Origin of the sequence: Comamonas testosteroni (assembly GCF_030505195.1) — a bacterium.
In the GTDB taxonomy this organism is placed as follows: Bacteria; Pseudomonadota; Gammaproteobacteria; order Burkholderiales; family Burkholderiaceae_C; genus Comamonas; species Comamonas testosteroni_G.
Genome location: NZ_CP129672.1, coordinates 3,540,425 through 3,558,547 on the forward strand (window position 1 = coordinate 3,540,425; position 18,123 = coordinate 3,558,547).

Consider the following 18,123-nt stretch of genomic DNA (forward strand, 5'->3'; position numbering starts at 1 on the left):
TTGTCTCCTTGTTGTTGAATCCGTGGGCCCGGTCCCTGCTGTTTTTTGTTTTGCTGTCTTCCCGAGCCTTCGATGCGTCTTCGCCCAGTCCTGGTCCTATGGCGTGCGCTGCTGTGTCATGCTGATGAGCCGGTGCAGGGTAAGTGTCATGGGCGTGGCTATGCCATGCCGCTCGCCCGCGCGCACCACCGCACCGTGGATGGAGTCGGTCTCGGTGGGGCGCCCCGCCAGCAGGTCCTGCAGCAGCGACGGCTGGTGTCCCACATGGTGGTTCAGTGCATCCTCCACCGTGGCCTGGATACGGAGGGCGTCCACAGCGATGCCGTTGGCCTCAGCCACGGCAACGACCTCGTCCAGGACTTCGCGGATCAGGCTGCGGCCCAGGGGGCTGGCCAGTGCGTCCACGGTCTGGCGCGTGATGCCGCACAGACCGTTGAAGGCCGCATTGAAGGCCAGCTTTTCCCAGATGGCCGTCTCGACCTCGGGATCGATCTCGCAATGCAGCCCGGCGCGGTTGAGGTCGTCGCAGAAGTCCTGGAAGCCGGCTTCCACCTGTCCGGTGCGCGGCATGAAACGGATCTTGCCGCTGCCCAGCGAACTCACTTTTCCGGGAGCCAGCAACCGGGCCGGCCATGTCGTCACACCTACGGCGATCTGCTGGGCATCGGCAAATCCGTGCAGGGTCTCGATATGTCCTATGCCGTTTTGCAGGCTGAGCAGCAGGGTCCCGGGCCCTATCAGGTGGGCAATGCTTTGCAGCGCGGCCTGGGTGTGGGCGGCCTTGGTGAAGATCAGCCAGCGCGCGGGCGGCTGCGTCAGCTCATGGGCCTGCAGGGCCTGAACGCCTGCGTGCAGCGGGCCCTGGTCGGTCTCGCAGTGCACGCCGTGCTCGCGGATGGCCTGGAGCAGCTGCGCGTTGACATCCACCAGCGTGACGGGGATGCCGGCCCGGGCCAGCCGGGTGCCGAACAGGGTGCCCATGGCCCCCGCTCCCAGGATGCCGACGGTGGCCGCTTGCGGCTCTTGTGTGTTGTGCATGTCTTGTCTCCGAGGGCGCGGGGCGGGTCAGGCGACCTCGACTTCGACCAGCGTGGCGCGCGGGCTGCGCAGGGCGTCCCGCAGAACCTGGGGCAGCTGGGCGGCTTCGGTGACGCGCACGCCGTCGCAGCCCTGGCCCTTGGCCAGGGCCACGAAGTCGATGTCGGGCAGGTCCGTTCCCTCGACCTTCTCGCCCTCGCGGTAGCCGAACACCCTGGAGAAATCCTGCAGGGCGGCGTAGCGGCGGTTCTTGACAATGATGTAGGTGATCGGCAGCTTCAGATGGGCTGCGCTCCACAGTGCCTGGATGGCGTACATGGCCGAGCCGTCGCCGATGACGCCTATGACCTTCTTGTCGGGCTTGGCCAGCGCGATGCCTACGGAAGCAGGCAGGCTGTGGCCCAGCCCGCCGCTGCACATGGTGAAGAAGGTCTCGGCAGCGAAGATGGGCAGATGGGCCTGGATGATGGAGCGCGAGCCTGGCGCCTCCTCGACGATGATGCTGTCGCGCGATCGCACCTGGGCCAGTGTGTGCATGAGGAAGGCATCGGTCATCAGCTCGCCCGGCTCGGGTGCCGCCGGCGCCGGTATGGCGGGCCGGGGCTGGAGCGCAGGGCGCTGATGTGTCAGGGGGCGGGCAAGCAACTCCTGCACGCCCATGCGGATATTGCCCACGGCCGCGTCGCCCACGGGGGCCCAGGCGGCGATGGCGGGGTCCTCGATGAGCTGGAACAGCTGCGTGCCCTCGGCGATGAAGGGGCCGTGGCCTTCGACGTGGTAGGTGAAGGCTGGTGCGCCGATGACGAAGACCACATCATGGCCCGAGAGCCTGTCCACGATGCGCTCGCGCATGGCTGGCAGGAAGCCGCCGAACAGCGCATGGTCTTCGGGGAAGCCGCAGCGCCCGCTCATGGGGGCCACATAGACGCGAGCCTGGTGGCGTTCGGCCAGGGCCTGGACGGCCTCGAAGGCCTGGCTGCGGTCCACGGCCGCTCCGACCACGAAGGCCGGTGCGCGCGCACTCTCCAACGCCTGGCCGATGCTCTCCAGCAGGCGTGGGTCGGGTCGGGTTTCAAAGCCGACCTTGCGCAGCGTGATGGGCTCGCAGGGCACATCCCAGTCATCGGCGGGAATGGAGACGAAGACCGGGCCGCGCGGCTCCTGCATGGCGATGTAGTAGGCACGCGCCAGGGCCTGGGGCACGTCCTCGGCGCGTGCGGGCTCGCAGCTCCACTTCACATAGGGCTTGGGCAGCTCGGCGGCCTGGTTGGAGTGCAGGAAGGGGTCGAACTGCAGCAGCGAGCGGGTCTGCTGGCCGGCTGTGATGACCATGGGCGTGCGGTTCTTGAAGGCCGTGAAGATATTGGCCATGGCGTGGCCCACGCCGGCGGCTGAGTGCAGGTTCACGAAGCTGGCATTGCGCGTGGCCTGGGCATAGCCGTCTGCCATGCCCACGACCACGGTTTCCTGCAGGCCGAGGATGTAGGAGAAGTCCTCGGGATAGTCGCGAAACAAGGGCAGCTCGGTGGAGCCCGGGTTGCCGAAGATGCGCGTCATGCCCAGCTCGCGCAGCATGTTGATGACGGCGTGGCGGACGGTGAAGACCTCGGCGGCCTGGGCATTGGGGGCGGTGTTGGCAGGCAAAAATTTCTCCTTGGATCGGGCTGGCACTGGGCCTTGGCACTGTTGGCATCCATCCTGCCTTTGGCGATAATTTCCAGCAATTGAATAAAACATCTAAGAGATATTCGTTTAATGGATATATCAGGTCTGGATCTCAATCTGTTGCGTGTTTTCGATGCGGTGTTTCGCCACGGCAGCGTCAGCCGCGCTTCGCAGGAGCTGGGCCTGTCCCAGCCCGCAGCCAGTCAGGCGGTGACGCGGCTGCGCCATTTGCTGGGCGATCCGCTGTTCGAGCGCATGCATGGGGGCGTACGCCCCACGCCGCGTGCCGAGCGGCTGGCTCAGGCGGTCAGAACTGCGCTGGCAACGCTGGAGGTGGCCTTGGCAGAGGCGCACAGTTTTGATCCCTTGCAGGCGAATCAGTGCTTTCGCATTCACCTCAGCGACATCGGTGAGGCGCGCTTCTTGCCACCACTGATGCAGGCCTTGAGAGGCCGGGCGCCCCATGTGCAGCTGCAAACCCTGCCCATGCCCATGGGCGAGATTGCCGATGCGCTGGATCGTGGCTCGCTGGATATCGCCATCGGCTTTCTGCCCGGTGTGACGGGCACGCAGCAGAAGGTGCTGCTGTCCGATCACTACGCCTTGTTGCTGCGCCAGGGGCATCCGGTGCTCAAGGGCTTGAAGACCGAGAGGCTGAGTGCTGAACATTTGCGCGGGCTCGACTATGTGGCCGTGCGCTCGCATTCCGAGACGCTGCACATTCTGCGCAAGCTCGAGCTGCAGGATCAGGTGCGGCTGTCGGCGGCCCACTTCATGGCCGTGCCCTCCATCGTGCACCAGACGGATCTGGCCGTCATCATGCCCGCCGAGATTGCCGAGACGTTTGAAGCACAGGGTGGCTATGTGGTGCTGCAGGCCGATCTGCCAGACAGTGCCTTCGATGTGTCGCTGCACTGGAGCTGGCGCTTTGCGCAGGAGCCCGCGAACCTGTGGCTGAGGGAGTTGGTCAGCGAAGTGTTCGGGCAGCGCAGATAAGGGGCTAGGCCCTCATACGTGCCCGCTTCGTGTGGCCGCGCTGCCCCTGCGTCGGGCGCCCAAGCGGAGGTTTGTTGCCTTGGGACGACTCAGGGGCAATAAAAAAAGCGCCAGGCTTTAAGGCTCTGGCGCTTGATGGGTCTGCGATGGCAGCTATCTTTAATGAAGCTCCTTGCCCTTGAGTTCGGGAATCAGAAAGACCGTGGCCAGCATGTCCAGCACATAGATGGCGGCCAGCAGGGCAATGGCCACCTGGAAGGAGTAGGCCATGGCCAGCGCACCGATGACGACCGGGCCCAGGCCGCCGACGGCGCGGCCGATGTTGAACAGCACGTTCTGAGCCGTGGCGCGGGCTTCGGTGGGGTAGGCTTCGCTGATGACGGCGCCATAGCCGCCCATCATGCCGTTGACGCACAGGCCCATGATGGCGCCCACCCACAGCATGGCCGTGGCATCGGTGAGCTGGGAATAGGCCAGCACCGAGATCACGGAGCCGACCTGGAAGATCAGGAAAGTGGGCTTGCGGCCGATGCGGTCGGCCAGCTGGCCAAAGACCCAGATGCCCAGCGACATGCCGACGATGGTGACGGCCGTCCACACCGACGACTTGGTCAGGCTGAAGCCCATCTGCTTGGACAGAAAGCTGGGCATCCAGATCATGATGCCGTAGTAGCCGAAGTTCTGCACCGAGGTCAGCACGATCACGCCCAGGCTGATCTTGCGCGTGGCCTTGTCCTTCATCAGCAGCTTCAGGCATTGCATGGCCGAGGGCTGCTCCTGCTTGCTGCGGTTCACGAACACTTCGGGCTCATGCAGCTTGTTGCGGATGACCCAGGCCACGACAGCAGGAATCACGCCGACCAGAAACATGCCGCGCCAGCCGATGGAGGGCAGCAGCAGCGGGGTCAGCATGGCTGCGCCCAGCACGCCCAGTTGCCAGCCCAGCGCCACATAGGACGAGACGCGTGCGCGATGGCGTGCGGGCCAGGCCTCGGCGGCCAGTGCCATGCCGATGCCGAACTCTCCGCCCAGGCCGATACCGGCAATGGTGCGGTAGATCAGCAAGTCCCAATAGCCTTGTGCAAAAGCACACAGGCCGGTAAAGACGGCAAACAGCACAATCGTCCAGGTCAGCACACGGATGCGGCCGTATTTGTCGCTGAGCATGCCGAAGACGATGCCGCCGAAGACGGCACCGATCAAGGTCCAGGTCACGAGGGAGCCGGCCTGGCCGGGCGTGAGGTTCAGGTCCTTGGAGATGGCCGAGAGCATGAAGCCCAGGATCAGCAGGTCAAAGCCGTCCATGGCGTAGCCGACGGCCGAGCCCATGAGTGCTTTCCAGCTGTATCCGTTGACTTCTGTTGGAGCGGCGGGCGCGGCTGTGCCTGCCACGGCGCCTGTGGTTTGTATGGTCACGGGAGAGTCCTTGAGCGAAGACGGACTTTTCGGGCCTGTGAGCCTGCTTTTGCAGAAAAAAGCAGGCCCCCGCTGGGCGCAAGACCAGCGCGCGGGCACGCAGCGTGCGTGCAGCATCCTTGAGGTGCAACGGGCACGGAAAAGTCCTTGAAGGGGAGGTTTGAGCGGCTGGAGCATGGCGGCGCGGACTGCGTTGATTTCTGCGGGGCAGAAAGGGCAGCGCGGCGCAATGTCGCCTCTGTAAAAAGCGAAAAGCCCCAGTTGCGTGAGCAACTGGGGCCTGAATTTGGTGGTCGTAGCGGGACTCGAACCTGCGACATCAGCATTATGAATGCTGCGCTCTAACCAACTGAGCTATACGACCGACAGGCCGCAATTGTATAGGAAGAAATTGCCTTGGCAGCCAAGTTGGGATTTTTTGTGCGCAGCCTGCAGCGGTCTCGGGGACAAAGAAAAAACCGCAGTGCTTTTGCAAGCACTGCGGTTTCCTGTTTGGTGGTCGTAGCGGGACTCGAACCTGCGACATCAGCATTATGAATGCTGCGCTCTAACCAACTGAGCTATACGACCGAAGACAGCGATTATATGCAAAAAAATAGCTGCTTCAATTGGTTTGCTGAAATTTCTTGCGAAAAACCTGGTGCTTACTGGTGGGTGAAGTTAGCGGGGCGCTTGTTCACGAAGGCGTCCATGCCTTCCTTCTGGTCCTGGGTGGCAAACAGGGCGTGGAACAGGCGGCGCTCGAACATCACGCCGTCGGACAGTCCGCTCTCGAAGGCGCGGTTCACGGACTCCTTGGCAGCCATTACGGCCAGCTGGGAGAAGCCGCTGATGATGATGGCGGCGCCCAGCGTCTCTTCCATGAGCTTGTCAAAAGGCACGACGCGGCTGACCAGACCGGCACGCTCGGCCTCGCTGGCATCCATCATGCGGGCGGTCAGAGCCATGTCCATGGCCTTGGATTTGCCCACGGCACGCGGCAGGCGCTGCGTGCCGCCGGCACCGGGAATCACGCCCAGCTTGATCTCTGGCTGGCCGAACTTGGCGTTATCGGCAGCGATGATGAAGTCGCACATCATCGCCAGCTCGCAGCCGCCACCCAGGGCAAAGCCGCTGACGGCGGCAATCACGGGCTTGCGGATGCTGCGAATGGTTTCCCAGTTGCGCGTGATGTAGTCGCCGCCATAGGCGTCGGCAAAGCTGTACTTGGCCATGGCACCGATGTCGGCACCGGCGGCAAAGGCGCGTTCGCTGCCGGTGATGATCATGCAGCCAATGCTTTTGTCTGCATCGAACTTCCTGAGCGCATCGCCCAGTTCGTCCATGAGCTGGTCGTTCAGGGCATTGAGCTGCTTGGGGCGGTTCAGCGTGATGATGCCGACTTTTTCCGCTTCCACGCGGACTTCGATGGTTTCGTAGGCCAAGTTTGTCTCCTGCTAAAGAATGAATCGCTGTTGCCAAGAATAACCGCTGAGCCTGGCTGCCGGCTGTCGCACAGCAGCGTCACTTTGGGGGCGGGCTCAGGCCGCAATGCCCGTCAGCCAGCGCTCTGCAGCGGCCTTGTCGCTGATTTCAAGCCCCAGATTGCTGATGGGGCTGGCGCTATCTGCATCCTCGCTGGCGGCTTTGGCGAGCAGGCCGCCCAGGTTCAGCGTCAGCTGCAGAATCTGCTGGTCACGTGCTACCCAGGCCGTGAGCTGATTGGAGCCGGCCGCGTACAGCTGCACATCGTCCAGTTTGTTGATGCGCCAGCGCTGACCATCGGCCTCGACGGCCAGCCATTCGTCCCCAGCCATCATGCCGGCCTGCTCGGCAGCTCCGCCGCGCAGCACGGTCTTGATCTGCACGCTATGGTTTTCCTGGACACGCAGGCCCAGTTTCTGTGCCAGCTGTGCGGGCTCGGCCTTGCTTTTGATTCCATGCGTGGCCAGCAGCTCGCGCAGCGGCAGATCCTCGGTGGAATGCACCCAGGCTTGCAGCTGCCCGGCAATCTCGGGGTTGCCCACTTCGCTGACCACGGCCAGCACATCGGCTTCGCTGATGGGGCCGCCTTCACTGCAGCGCCACAGGCCGCGCATCACATCGTCCAGGCTGCCCGTACCGTTGGCGCGCAGGGCCAGATCGAGGCACAGAGCAACCAGCGAGCCCTTGGTGTAGTAGCTGACCGTGTGATTGGCAGTGTTCTCGTCCTGGCGGTAGTACTTGACCCAGGCGTCGAAGCTGGACTCGGCCACGGACTGCACCAGGCGGCCCGGCGTCTGCAGCACCTGGTTGATGGTGCGCGTGACGAGCTTGAGGTACTGGCTGTTGTCCAGCAGTCCGGCGCGGCGCAGGAACAGATCGTCGTAGTAGCTGGTGAAGCCTTCAAAGAACCACAGCAGCTCGGTGTAGTTCTCCTGCTCGTAGTCGTAGCGGGCCAGTTCTGCCGGGCGCAGGCGCTTGACGTTCCAGGTGTGGAAGTACTCGTGGCTGATCAGGCCCAGCAGGGTGTTGTAGCCCTCGCCGGCCCTGGCTTCTGCCTTGCGCGGCAGATCGCGGCGGCCGCAGATCAGTGCCGTGCTGTTGCGGTGCTCGAGGCCGCCATAGTTGTCATCGACCACATTGAGCATGAAGACATAGCGATCCATGGGCGGCTGGCTGCCGTCGGCATGCCAGAAGGCGATCTCGGCCTCGCAGATCTTTTGCGTATCGGCGAGCAGGCGCTCGCCATCAAAGCTGGGCGCGGCACCGGCGACCACAAACTCGTGCGGCACGCCGCCGACCGTAAAGCTGCCGCGCCAGAAGCGCCCCATTTCGACGGGGCAGTCCACCAGCTCGTCGTAATGGGCTGCCGTGTAGAGGCCGAAGCCGTTGGCGTCGACCTGCGCCGGCTTCAGGCCGGTGGCCACCTGCCAGCCCTCGGTGGCGGGGCTGCCGAGCAGCTCCAGGGCATGGGGGTGATCTTCCTGGCCATGCGCGCGCAGGCACAGGCTGGTGCCGTTGAAGAAGCCACGCCGGCGATCTAGCCAGGCCGTGCGCACCGAGGTGTCATAGGCGCAAACCTGATAGCTGATAACGCATGCTGAATCAGCGTTGCAGTCGATTTTCCATTGATTCTTGCTGAGCTGTTGCACGGTCACGGGCTCACCGTTCTGCGTGGCCTTCAAGCCCTGCAGATTCTTGGAAAACTCGCGCACCAGATAGCTGCCCGGAATCCACACCGGCAGCGACAGCAGCTGCTGCGCCGCAGGCTGGGCGATATGCAGCTCCACATCAAAAAGATGGGCGTCCACCGCGCTGGCCTGCACGGCGAAGCGGATGTCGGAGTGAATGCCGCAGGTATTGGGATCAGAGGTCATGGCAGCTCCAGAAATGCGGGCCGGAGCATGCGAACCTATCGCAGCGTGCCTGAAACTTCATCAGGTGCACGCTGCTCCGGCAATGAGACAGGGATTACTTGGCGGCAGCCAGGTGCTTTTCGACCTCGGCAGCCGAGATGGCGCCGGGCACACGCACATTGTTGGAAAAAATCACGGTGGGCGTGCCGGTGATCTTGTACTTGCGGCCGAAAGCCAGATTGCGCTGGATGGCGGCAGGGTCGCACTGGGCGGCTGGCGCGTTCTTGCTGTTCAGCATCTGCTCCTGCCACGCCTTGGCCTGGTCCTTGGCGCACCAGATATTGCGCGACTTCTCGGCCGAGTCCGGGCTCAGGATGGGGTAGAGAAAGAGGTGGATGGTGACGTTGTCCACGCTCTGCAGGTCTTTCTCAAAGCGCTTGCAGTAGCCGCAGTTCGGGTCTTCAAACACGGCCATCTTGCGCTCGCCCTTGCCATGCACGATGGTGATGGCGTCCTTGATGGGCAACTGCTTGAAGTCCACGGCCGTGAGCTGGGTCATGCGGTCTTCGGTCAGGTTGCGGCGCGCCTTGGTGTCGATCAGCTCGCCCTGAATCAGATAGTTGCCCTTGGCATCGGTGTAGAAGATGTCCGTGCCCACGCGTACTTCGTACAGGCCGCTCATGGGGGTGGAGCGGACCTCGTCGATTTTCTCTAGCTGGGGAATGCGCTCGGTCAGCGTCTTCTTGAGGTTGGCATCCTGGGCATGCACGCTCAGGCCGAAGGTCATGCTGGCGGTGGCCAGCAGGCAGGCAACAAGTTTCATGGAAGATGTATGGGGCTGCAGCGCGCTGCAGCGTGGAAAGGATGAGGTCGGCTGCCATCCACTATGCATGAACGGCAGGGCTGTTGCTTGGACTACGGACTGAGTCAAGGGTTCCCTGAGCCGTCTTCTCAGAGCAGACCCATGGCCTGCTTGGCCATCCAGGACTTGAGCAGGCCGCTGCGCTCAAAACCCTTCATGCCCCAGTTGCGCAGCATCTGCACAGGCACTTCGGGACGGGCAAACAGCTGCTGCAGCCCGTCCATGGCCAGGCCCATGGGGGCCAGAGATGCCTTGCGCTCACGCTCGTACTGGCGCAGCAGCTTCAGATCGGCGGGGCTGCGCCAGTAGTCGCGCTCCTGAAGGATGCGTGCCAGAGTCTGCACATCGCCCAGGCCCAGGTTCAGACCCTGGCCGGCCAGCGGGTGGACGTTGTGGGCGGCGTCACCTGCCAGCACCCAGCTTTGTTGGCTGTTCCTGTCCAGCGGTCCGCACCAGCGGTCGGCCACGGCCTGCTGCAGAGGCCAGGTGGCGCGCTCGGCCACCAGCTCCAGCTGGCCCAGCGCATCCTGGCTGATGGACTGCAGGCGGGTGGTAAAGCTCTCTTCGTCGCTTTCCAGCCAGTCAGGCACCAGCGATTGTTCCAGCGACCAGACAACGGCCACTTCGTGACCGTCGGGTCCGCCCATGGGCAGAAAGGCCAGAATCCCTTCCGGCGTGAACCACTGGCGTGCAATGCCGCCATGCGCCAGCTCACAGCTCAACCGGGTGGCAATGGCGTGCTGGGAATAGGGCGTGACGGAGAACTCCACGCCGAATTCGGTGCGCGTGCTGCTGGAGCGGCCTTCGCAGACGGCGGTGAGTGCGGCCTCCACCGGTTCCTTGACGATTTCCACCTGGGGTTGATAGCGCACGGCCTCGGCCAGGCGCTGCTCCAGCGCGGGGACATCGACGATCCAGGCCAGTGCCGGCACTTCCTGAGAAGCCGCGTCGAACTGGATCTGGCCGTCCAGATCGCCAAACACCTGCATGCCGACCACGGGTGTGGCATCTTCGTCGTCAGGCCAGCAGCGCAACGACTGCAGCACGGCCCTGGAACTGGCATTGAGCGCATAGGCGCGCACATCCTTTTGTTGCGGGGATCGAGGCTGAGGCGGCGCCACCAGCGCCACACGCAGACGCTCACGCGCCAGCAAAAGAGCCAAGGTCCGGCCCACAATGCCGGCTCCACGAATACATACATCAAAGGTTTGCGCCATGTCCGGCATTGTAGGAGGCGCGGACAGGGCCTGCGCTCATAGAGGAAACCTCGTGCCATGCGGTCGCTGGCTGCAGCCAGCTATGCTGTTGATAGCGGGCTGTGCAGGTCAAGCAGGGACTAGAGGGCAAAATGAGAGATGAATCCGTATTCGAAGGAGATGTGATGACCGACAACGCCTATGACGTGCAGGGCCGGATTGCCGAACTGTGGATCTACCCCGTCAAATCCTGCGCCGGTATTGCCGTGCCGAAGGCCCAGCTCTCGCGCCACGGCCTGCAATGGGACCGGCACTGGATGGTGGTCGACGCCAATGGCGATTTCTTGACGCAGCGCAGTCATCCGCGCATGGCTCTGATCCGGCCCGAGATTACGAATGAGTACTTGCTGCTGCATTTTCCGGGCATGGACAGCTTGCAGATTCCTTTGCTGGTACAGGGCAGCAAATGCCGCGCGCGGGTCTGGAAGGATACGGTCGATGCCTGGGACCTCGGTGAATGGGCCGCGCCTGCACGCAGCTGGCTGAGCCGGGCTCTGGCGGATAACTGCCAGTTGGTGCGCTTTGATAGTTCGCAACCGCGCCGGGCCAGCGAACGCTGGGTGGGCGATAGCGATGCTCCGGTGCATTTTGCCGACGGCTACCCTTTGCTGCTGCTCAGCCAGTCGGCCGTGGACGAGCTCAATCAGCGACTGATGCAGGCCGGCGAGGCTGCTGTCGATGCGCGGCGCTTTCGCCCGAATATCGTGATTGCCGATATCGAGGCCCATGATGAAGATCGTGTGGAACAGCTGGAGCTGCCCCAGTTGCCCGGTCTGAGCCTGCTGCCCTGCAAGCCCTGTACGCGCTGCCCGATTCCCGATATCGATCCCGACACCGCCGAACCCGGCACGGCAGTGGGAGACTCCATTTCCAGCTATCGCCAAGATTCGCGTGTGGATGGTGCTATTACTTTTGGTATGAATGCCCTAGTGCTGGGTCTGCCGGACGCTGCGGATGCAGCAGCAGAGCTGGCTGTGGGCCAGCAACTGGCGGGTAATCTGCGCTTTGATTGAGGGAGTAGGCCTTTGACCCTCAAAGACTTGGGGCATCCCTGTAATAGTGATGCAGCGGAACCAGTGTCCAATAAGGCCATTGGCAGCGGCAACGAGGGGAGGGCGGCATGGCTGAATTCAAAACTGGCGATTTCGTGGTTCTCACCGGCAGCAGTGCGTTTGCCGGAAAGATCGCTCGCCTGACTTTTCGTGCTCCCGGCAGCGATTTCTGTCTGCCCGACGGTCATGGTCATATTGGCTGTGAGGCCGGAGACTGGGTGCTGGAGTTTGCCCAGAAGGTGCCGGCCTTGATGCGCGGCTGTCGCACACCCTGCATGACCAAATATCTGTGCAGTCCGCAATCCCAGTTCCGGCTGCTGCAGGAGACTGCCGGGCTGGAGCAATTGTTTGGCCCCATGCGACAGAGTTCGCCGGCGTTGGCTGCCGATTGATTCGGCATTTCTCGGACTTTTTCTCCCAAGCCTGTCTTTGCGCAGGCTTTTTTGCTGTCTGGCCGCAACAGCGGCGCAATCTACCGCAGATGAGCAGAGATTGCCGGGTCATTACAATCGGGGGCTTTCCGTGGCCAAACCAGGACGAAACTCTGGGTGAACAGAGTGCGTATGGGTCACGCTTCAAAAGAACCGGATTCGCGACGATGCGGATCGGGCACTTCCGCCACATGGGTGTGGTGCTCGATAGTGCATTGATACATAAGGAATTTCCATGAGCCTCAAATGCGGCATCGTGGGCCTGCCCAACGTGGGCAAGTCCACTCTTTTCAACGCCCTGACCAAGGCCGGCATCGCCGCCGAAAACTATCCCTTCTGCACGATCGAGCCCAACACCGGCGTGGTGGAAGTGCCCGATCCACGTCTGGATCAGCTCTCCGAGATCGTCAAGCCCGAGCGTATTGTTCCCGCGATTGTGGAGTTCGTGGACATCGCCGGCCTGGTGGCTGGTGCTTCCAAGGGCGAAGGACTGGGCAACCAGTTCCTGGCCCATATCCGCGAAACCGATGCCATCGTCAACGTGGTGCGCTGCTTTGAAGATCCCAACGTGATCCACGTGGCGGGCAAGGTGGACCCGATTTCCGACATCGAAGTCATCCAGACCGAGTTGTGCCTGGCCGACCTGGCCACGGTGGAAAAGGCGGTGAACCGCTACAGCAAGGCTGCCAAGTCCGGTAACGACAAGGAAGCTGCCAAGCTGGTGGCGCTGCTGACGCCCATTCAAGCAGCCCTGAATGAAGGCAAGCCCGCCCGTGTGGTGCCGGTGTCCAAGGAAGATGCGCCCCTGCTCAAGCCTTTCTGCCTGATCACTGCCAAGCCCGCCATGTTTGTGGGCAACGTGTCCGAAGACGGCTTTGAAAACAATCCTTTTCTGGATCGTCTCAAGGAATATGCAGAAGCTCAGGGCGCACCCGTGGTGGCCATCTGCGCCAAGATCGAGGCCGAGATGGCCGAGATGGAAGACGAAGACCGCGATATGTTCCTGCAGGAGCTGGGCCTGGAAGAGCCTGGCCTGAACCGCCTGATCCGTGCAGGCTTCAAACTGCTGGGCCTGCAGACCTATTTCACCGCCGGTGAAAAGGAAGTGCGTGCCTGGACGGTGCGTGTCGGCGCTACGGCTCCTCAGGCAGCAGGCGTGATTCACGGTGACTTCGAGCGCGGCTTCATTCGTGCCCAGACCATTGCCTTTGAAGACTTCGTCGCTTTCAAGGGCGAACAGGGTGCCAAGGATGCCGGCAAGATGCGCGCCGAAGGCAAGGAGTACATCGTCAGGGACGGCGATGTGATGAACTTCCTGTTCTCTCCCAAATAAGCACGATTGACATGCACCCGGTCACATATGGATGCCCATGTGTGCCCAGGTGCTACCGTCATTGAACCTCATCTGGCGGATGCTTGCGGCGGCATTGTTGAATCAATCAGTGTCGCGGCAGCAGGCAGGTCTGGATGCTCTGGGCACAGCTCCCAGCAGTCCAGCCCCGCTATCGAGCACCAACTGGACGCAGTACGAGGCAGCGCTCAGCCGCCGCCTTTGTGCCGGAGGTGGCGATAGCCGGTATCGGCAAGCGGCGCATCAATCCAGCGAGGTTGGCTGCTTGTGCTTGCTGAGTCCACTGAACTCAAATTCCCCCGGGGCGGCTGTGCTGCCGAGATTGCAGGCACAACCCACTGCGACGAGTTACGGTGGACCGTCACAGTTCATGGAGCTCATGACACGTAGCCCCTGCATATCGCCCCTCCACACCCATCACTTCCCCCGAGAGAGCGCCCGGATGCGCAAAGGCGATGTCTTTATGCATCGCAATGAGAACGACTGCCGCATGCAGGCGCTTTGGACGCAGGCCATGCCATGGCTGGCGTGGGGATCACCGGCGCAGCTTGGCGGAGACCAGGCTGCATTGCATCAAGCAACTGGGTGAGAGGGGGATGTCGCCTGGGTTTGAACCTGACAGCTCAATGAGCTGAACATCAGACCTCAAGGCTTCACTTCGACGACCTGTTCGAAACCCCCAAAGATCATGCGTTTGCCATCGAAGGGCATGGGCGGGTTGCCGGGGGCGGATGGGTCCATGCGCGGGTCTTCCATCATCTTCTTCATGGCGGCGTCACGCGTGGCCTTGTCCGGCCATTCGACCCATGAAAAAGCAACCGTCTCCTCGGCCGTAGCCTGAACCGAGCGGCGGAAGTCGGTGACTTTGCCATCGGGGACGTCATCTCCCCAAGCCTCGATCACCCTGATTGCGCCCAGCTCGATGAATATCGGGTCGAGCTTGCGCGCGTGCTCAATGAATTTCTGCTTGTTGGCGGTGGGGACAGCGATCACAAAACCATCGATATATGACATCTCTTCCTCCTGCTGAATTGACCGTTAGATGCGGAGCTGGCGCCGCATTCACAATGCCCGCAGGGCCAGTGGCTGTAGTGCACGCAGCCTGGACCCCTTGAGCTCGCAGAGCATGCTCCAGCAATCCAGGCTGAGCATGGCCTTTCAACATTGTCTGTGGCTTCCGAGAGCCTGAGCAGCCAATGCGCATGCATCCGTTCCTCAACTCGATGTCGCTCGATTGGTTCGCTGGGGATGTAGTGGCAGTTTTGGTGTTGATCGTAGTGCAGCTCACCAGCGCAGAAGCTGAAGTTTGTGACAGACAGCTTCTGGCCTTCGGCAAGATCCGTTGCGGCCTTTGCTGCTGCCAGGGCAAGCAGACATTGGTAAGCGGCATTGCAAGCTGTTCGTCATTCTTTCTTGTGTTCATCGAGCACCAGTACTGGTGCCGCTTCCATGGCGGATTCAGATGAGGGACTGGCTATGGCTTTGCGTTGTGCCCCGAAAGTCTGCTACTTGCTGTGTCGGACTGTTGGTGAATACAACAACTTTGTTGTGACCTGTCGTCTTGGCCCTGTACAGCGCCTCATCGGCCGAACGGATCACCGAGGCTACATCTGCATCGTGTTCTGGCACCCATGCCGCACAACCAATGCTGACTGTGATGTAGCCGAATTCGCTTCCGCAGTGCTCAACAGAGAGTTGCGAAACGACGGCGCGGATGTCTTCCGCAATGCATGACGCACCCTCTAGAGATGTATCCGGCAAAACAACGATGAACTCCTCGCCTCCATAACGAGCTGAGATATCTCCTGGCCTGCGAATACTGTCACCGATGTATTTGGCGATGGTTGCGATGACGTCATCCCCAGCTTGGTGTCCGTATGTGTCGTTGTAGACCTTGAACCTGTCAATATCGACGAATAGCAATGAAAAAATACTATGGTTTCGTCTTGCCCTGTGCGATTCCTGATCCAGCATTTCGTCGAGTCTGCGGCGGTTGTTCAAGTCCGTCGGCCCATCGGTGCGAGCTAACAATGCCGGCTCCGACTCTGCACGTATTCGTCGCTTGAGCTGTGTCACGAAAGCAAAGGACAAGCCGATAGCCTGGCACGAAACTGTTTTATGCAACAGCGCCACTGTGGTCATACAGCGATGCCGCAACTTATATTGCGCCTCCGAGAGGCCTGAAAGATGGTCGCGCATTTGCCAAGCAATCAAAAGCGCTCATTCGGCAGAGCAAGCTGCTACACCGTTTTTGCAGCACAAAGCAGCGACAGGACTCGCCATTGATCGCAGCTGTTGCACCTCAATGGTTCAGGACAAATCGGGCACAGTGCGCTGCAGTGTCCATGCAGACGCCAATCAGAGATCTCGGCGAATGAGTGCGCCCTTGAAAAGCACCGGGCCAGTCGGCCCCGTTGAGCTGGGGACGCCGCCTTTCGGCTCCAGGCTGATGGCCAGGGCCGGGATTGCGTTCACATCGCTCTCCTGCGCAGTGAGTTGCTCATGCTTTCCATCACCCATGACGCCCAAGGAGCGCGGTGCGCCTTGCTGGGGCAAGGCCCACAGTTGCAAAGACTGGTTATCCGCTTCCTTAAAGCCGCTCACACGCTGCAACACCAATTGCCTATGTCGAGGATCGAACGTCACCAGCATGGATGCATCGGCCTTGCCGTCGGCCAGCACCGCCACATACTGAATCTGGGGCGTAGACTGCAGTGCAGCCTGTGTCATCTGGAGCTGAGCTTGCAGCGCAGACAGTTGTTGCTGTGAGGCGTCTTTGAGCCCCTGATGAGACCAAAGCCCCACCGAGACAGCCGCCACAGTGGCCAATCCGCCTGCCATGGCCAGCCCACGCCACCAAGAGAGTGACCGCACTGGCGACTTCGACGCAGCAGCCTCACGTTGGCGAGCCAGTCTGATGTTGGCATTTTCGGCTTGCAGCACATTGACTATGCGTGTCCAGACCGCTTCATCGGGCTGTATGGGAGTCTGAACCTCGGAGAAGGCCGACCAGCGACCTTGCCACAGCAATGCTGCCGCCCGTACCTGTGGATATTCGCGTGCCAGTTGCTCAAAGCGACGGCGTGCCCCTCCGTGCAAAGTTCCCAGTGAATAGGAGGCAGCCAGTCGGTCAAGTAATTCAGGGTTTTGGGTCAGATTCATGATGTCGACTCCTGGCACTCAGACGTGGCGCGCCATGCATTTGCGCAGTTGCTCCAAGCTGCGGCGCATCCAAGTCTTGACGGTGCCCAGCGGCAGCTTCAGGCTGCTGGCCAGTTCGCTATGACTTAATTCATTCAGATAGGCCAGGCTTACCACCTGGCGCTGTGGCTGCTCCAGCTTTTGCAGACACTGGTGCAAGACCACAGCTTGTTCACTGGCCTCCACCAATTGCATTGGTCCTTGCGCGTCCTTGTCCTGGGGCAACTCCTCAAAGTCCTCAATCGGTAAATTGAGATGCAGGCGCTCGGCTCTGCGCCGGCGCAAAAAGTCCAGGGCCCGGCTGCGCACCAGCATGCCCATCCAGGCCAGGGGTGGGCTGAGCGAGTCCCGGTAGGTCTGCGCACTGCGCCAGATACCCAGAAAGCTCTCCTGCAGCACATCTTCTGCCCACTCTTTATTACCAAGTATGCGCAGAGCCAGGCCATACAGCCGTGAGGCGGTCTGGTCGTACAGCAGCTTGAGAGCAACCTCGTCCCGGGTTGCTACGCGGTCGATCAAGTCCATCAGTTGGTGGTCCGGTGTTTTGGCGCTCATGCAGCCATTTTGATCAGTCGGACCTGCTTCATGCTGTGCTGTTGGATAACTGCCAAGGCATGTTGCAGTTCCTGGTAATCACCTATACGCAGCAACTCAGCCACTGGATTTGGACAACGCGCGAAATGGCTGAAAAAAAATTTCAGAAAACTTGAATCCACCGCGCCAAAGGATGCGTATTCCAAATGTCGGACACCGCAATAGCCGACAGATCCCCACATCCAATTAGGAGTCATCATGAGCATCCATCTGTTTGAAGGCCATTCCTCACCCATGGCCTCGCGTCGCGGATTTCTGGGTACTACCGGCACTTTGTCAGCGGTGGCGGTCGCCATGTTGGCAGGCAACGAGGCTCTGGCCCAAGGCATGGGCAATGATCCAGCCAAGGATGTATCCATTCTCAATGTGGCCCTGGGGCTGGAGCATGAGGCCATCAACGCCTACCAGCTGGGTGCTGGTAGCGGCCTGCTGCAAAAGCCCGTGCTGGATGTGGCCCTGCTGTTCCAAAGCCATCACAAGGCCCACCGTGACGCTCTGATTGCCACCATCCAGAAGATGGGCGGAAAACCGGTGGCCGAGGCCTCGATGCAGACCTATGCCGAATCGCTGAAGGCAGCAACCCTGAAAAGCCAGGCTGATGTACTGGCTCTCGCTGCAAGACTGGAGCTTGGTGCGACCAATGCCTACCTGGGCGTCATTCCTGCTTTCGAAAACCGTGACCTGGCCAAGGTCGCAGGACGTCTGGCCGCCGATGAAACCATGCACTACACGGCCCTGATCTCGGCCCTCGGCCGCCCCTTGCCAAGCAATGCCTTGTCATTTGGTGGCTGACCTAGCGAAGCCCCGGGTACCGGGCAGTCTCGCCCGGTGCATTTTTTTATCTTGTTTGAGGGAATACTCATGACGCACCGATACACACTTTCGCTAACCGCTCTGTGCCTGTCCGCGCTTGGCCTGAGCGCTTGCTCATCCATGGGCTCTCA

The 18,123-nt window shown here is 61.4% G+C and carries 17 protein-coding genes, 2 tRNA genes and 1 pseudogene; 6 read left to right on the top strand and 14 right to left on the bottom strand.

Features of this window, described 5'->3' with window-relative positions:
• Window positions 1-96: 96 nt before the first annotated feature.
• Complete coding sequence (locus tag QYQ99_RS16265) at window positions 97-1,038, bottom strand: ketopantoate reductase family protein (protein ID WP_302089124.1); 942 nt, start codon at window positions 1,036-1,038, stop codon at window positions 97-99.
• 27 nt (window positions 1,039-1,065) lie between these two features.
• Window positions 1,066-2,682, bottom strand: a complete 1,617-nt coding sequence (gene mdlC / locus QYQ99_RS16270) for a benzoylformate decarboxylase (protein ID WP_302089125.1) — start codon at window positions 2,680-2,682, stop codon at window positions 1,066-1,068.
• Window positions 2,683-2,793: 111 nt separating this feature from the next.
• Here mdlC and QYQ99_RS16275 point away from each other — a divergent pair, with 111 nt between their 5' ends.
• Entirely contained in the window at window positions 2,794-3,699 is a 906-nt protein-coding gene (locus QYQ99_RS16275) for a LysR family transcriptional regulator (protein WP_302089126.1), read from the top strand.
• Between the two features lie 159 nt (window positions 3,700-3,858).
• Here QYQ99_RS16275 and QYQ99_RS16280 read toward each other — a convergent pair whose 3' ends face one another.
• From QYQ99_RS16280 to QYQ99_RS16310, 7 genes are all read right to left on the bottom strand, one after another.
• Window positions 3,859-5,028 carry an MFS transporter gene (locus QYQ99_RS16280; protein ID WP_302093196.1) on the bottom strand — a complete coding sequence of 390 codons (1,170 nt, stop codon included), beginning with the start codon at window positions 5,026-5,028 and terminating at the stop codon, window positions 3,859-3,861.
• Between the two features lie 374 nt (window positions 5,029-5,402).
• Window positions 5,403-5,479: transfer RNA gene (locus QYQ99_RS16285), tRNA-Met, on the bottom strand.
• Between the two features lie 129 nt (window positions 5,480-5,608).
• Window positions 5,609-5,685 (bottom strand) — tRNA-Met (locus QYQ99_RS16290).
• Between the two features lie 74 nt (window positions 5,686-5,759).
• Complete coding sequence (locus QYQ99_RS16295; protein ID WP_302089127.1) at window positions 5,760-6,539, bottom strand: enoyl-CoA hydratase; 780 nt, start codon at window positions 6,537-6,539, stop codon at window positions 5,760-5,762.
• A gap of 96 nt (window positions 6,540-6,635) precedes the next feature.
• Window positions 6,636-8,453, bottom strand: a complete 1,818-nt coding sequence (locus tag QYQ99_RS16300; RefSeq protein ID WP_302089128.1) for a M61 family metallopeptidase — start codon at window positions 8,451-8,453, stop codon at window positions 6,636-6,638.
• 94 nt (window positions 8,454-8,547) lie between these two features.
• The gene (locus tag QYQ99_RS16305; RefSeq protein ID WP_302089129.1) at window positions 8,548-9,255 is read right to left on the bottom strand and encodes a DsbC family protein; all 708 of its coding nucleotides are present in this window, start codon (window positions 9,253-9,255) and stop codon (window positions 8,548-8,550) included.
• A 128-nt stretch (window positions 9,256-9,383) separates the two neighbouring features.
• On the bottom strand, window positions 9,384-10,511 hold the full coding sequence (locus QYQ99_RS16310; protein WP_302089130.1) for an FAD-dependent monooxygenase: 1,128 nt from the start codon (window positions 10,509-10,511) through the stop codon (window positions 9,384-9,386).
• Window positions 10,512-10,675: 164 nt separating this feature from the next.
• Here QYQ99_RS16310 and QYQ99_RS16315 point away from each other — a divergent pair, with 164 nt between their 5' ends.
• The 3 genes from QYQ99_RS16315 (at window position 10,676) to ychF (ending at window position 13,366) form a co-directional block, all read left to right on the top strand.
• Window positions 10,676-11,563, top strand: coding sequence for an MOSC domain-containing protein (locus QYQ99_RS16315; protein WP_302089131.1), 888 nt, complete (start codon window positions 10,676-10,678; stop codon window positions 11,561-11,563).
• 107 nt (window positions 11,564-11,670) lie between these two features.
• Complete coding sequence (locus tag QYQ99_RS16320) at window positions 11,671-11,994, top strand: hypothetical protein (protein ID WP_302089132.1); 324 nt, start codon at window positions 11,671-11,673, stop codon at window positions 11,992-11,994.
• Window positions 11,995-12,268: 274 nt separating this feature from the next.
• Window positions 12,269-13,366: a redox-regulated ATPase YchF gene (ychF, locus tag QYQ99_RS16325; protein WP_302089133.1), complete on the top strand. Its 1,098-nt coding sequence runs from the start codon at window positions 12,269-12,271 to the stop codon at window positions 13,364-13,366.
• A 663-nt stretch (window positions 13,367-14,029) separates the two neighbouring features.
• On the opposite strand, the gene QYQ99_RS16330 is transcribed toward ychF, so the two are convergent.
• Window positions 14,030-14,398: a DUF1428 domain-containing protein gene (locus tag QYQ99_RS16330; protein ID WP_003071059.1), complete on the bottom strand. Its 369-nt coding sequence runs from the start codon at window positions 14,396-14,398 to the stop codon at window positions 14,030-14,032.
• Window positions 14,399-14,586: 188 nt separating this feature from the next.
• Here QYQ99_RS16330 and QYQ99_RS16335 point away from each other — a divergent pair, with 188 nt between their 5' ends.
• Window positions 14,587-14,850, top strand: a complete 264-nt coding sequence (locus QYQ99_RS16335) for a hypothetical protein (RefSeq protein WP_302089134.1) — start codon at window positions 14,587-14,589, stop codon at window positions 14,848-14,850.
• On the opposite strand, the pseudogene QYQ99_RS16340 reads toward QYQ99_RS16335, so the two are convergent.
• The 4 genes and pseudogenes from QYQ99_RS16340 to QYQ99_RS16355 form a co-directional block, all read right to left on the bottom strand.
• A pseudogene (locus QYQ99_RS16340) lies at window positions 14,843-15,484 on the bottom strand (GGDEF domain-containing protein); the annotation flags it as partial. The gene QYQ99_RS16335 and the pseudogene QYQ99_RS16340 sit on opposite strands and share 8 nt — an antisense overlap.
• Window positions 15,485-15,742: 258 nt before the next feature.
• Window positions 15,743-16,546, bottom strand: a complete 804-nt coding sequence (locus QYQ99_RS16345; protein ID WP_302089135.1) for an anti-sigma factor — start codon at window positions 16,544-16,546, stop codon at window positions 15,743-15,745.
• 18 nt (window positions 16,547-16,564) lie between these two features.
• On the bottom strand, window positions 16,565-17,140 hold the full coding sequence (locus QYQ99_RS16350) for an RNA polymerase sigma factor (RefSeq protein ID WP_302089136.1): 576 nt from the start codon (window positions 17,138-17,140) through the stop codon (window positions 16,565-16,567).
• A complete protein-coding gene (locus QYQ99_RS16355) occupies window positions 17,137-17,379 on the bottom strand; it encodes a hypothetical protein (RefSeq protein ID WP_302089137.1) in 243 nt (80 codons plus the stop codon). The genes QYQ99_RS16350 and QYQ99_RS16355 overlap by 4 nt, the downstream gene beginning before the upstream one ends.
• Here QYQ99_RS16355 and QYQ99_RS16360 point away from each other — a divergent pair.
• A complete protein-coding gene (locus QYQ99_RS16360) occupies window positions 17,378-17,971 on the top strand; it encodes a ferritin-like domain-containing protein (RefSeq protein ID WP_302089138.1) in 594 nt (197 codons plus the stop codon). The genes QYQ99_RS16355 and QYQ99_RS16360 overlap by 2 nt on opposite strands.
• Window positions 17,972-18,123 lie beyond the last annotated feature (152 nt).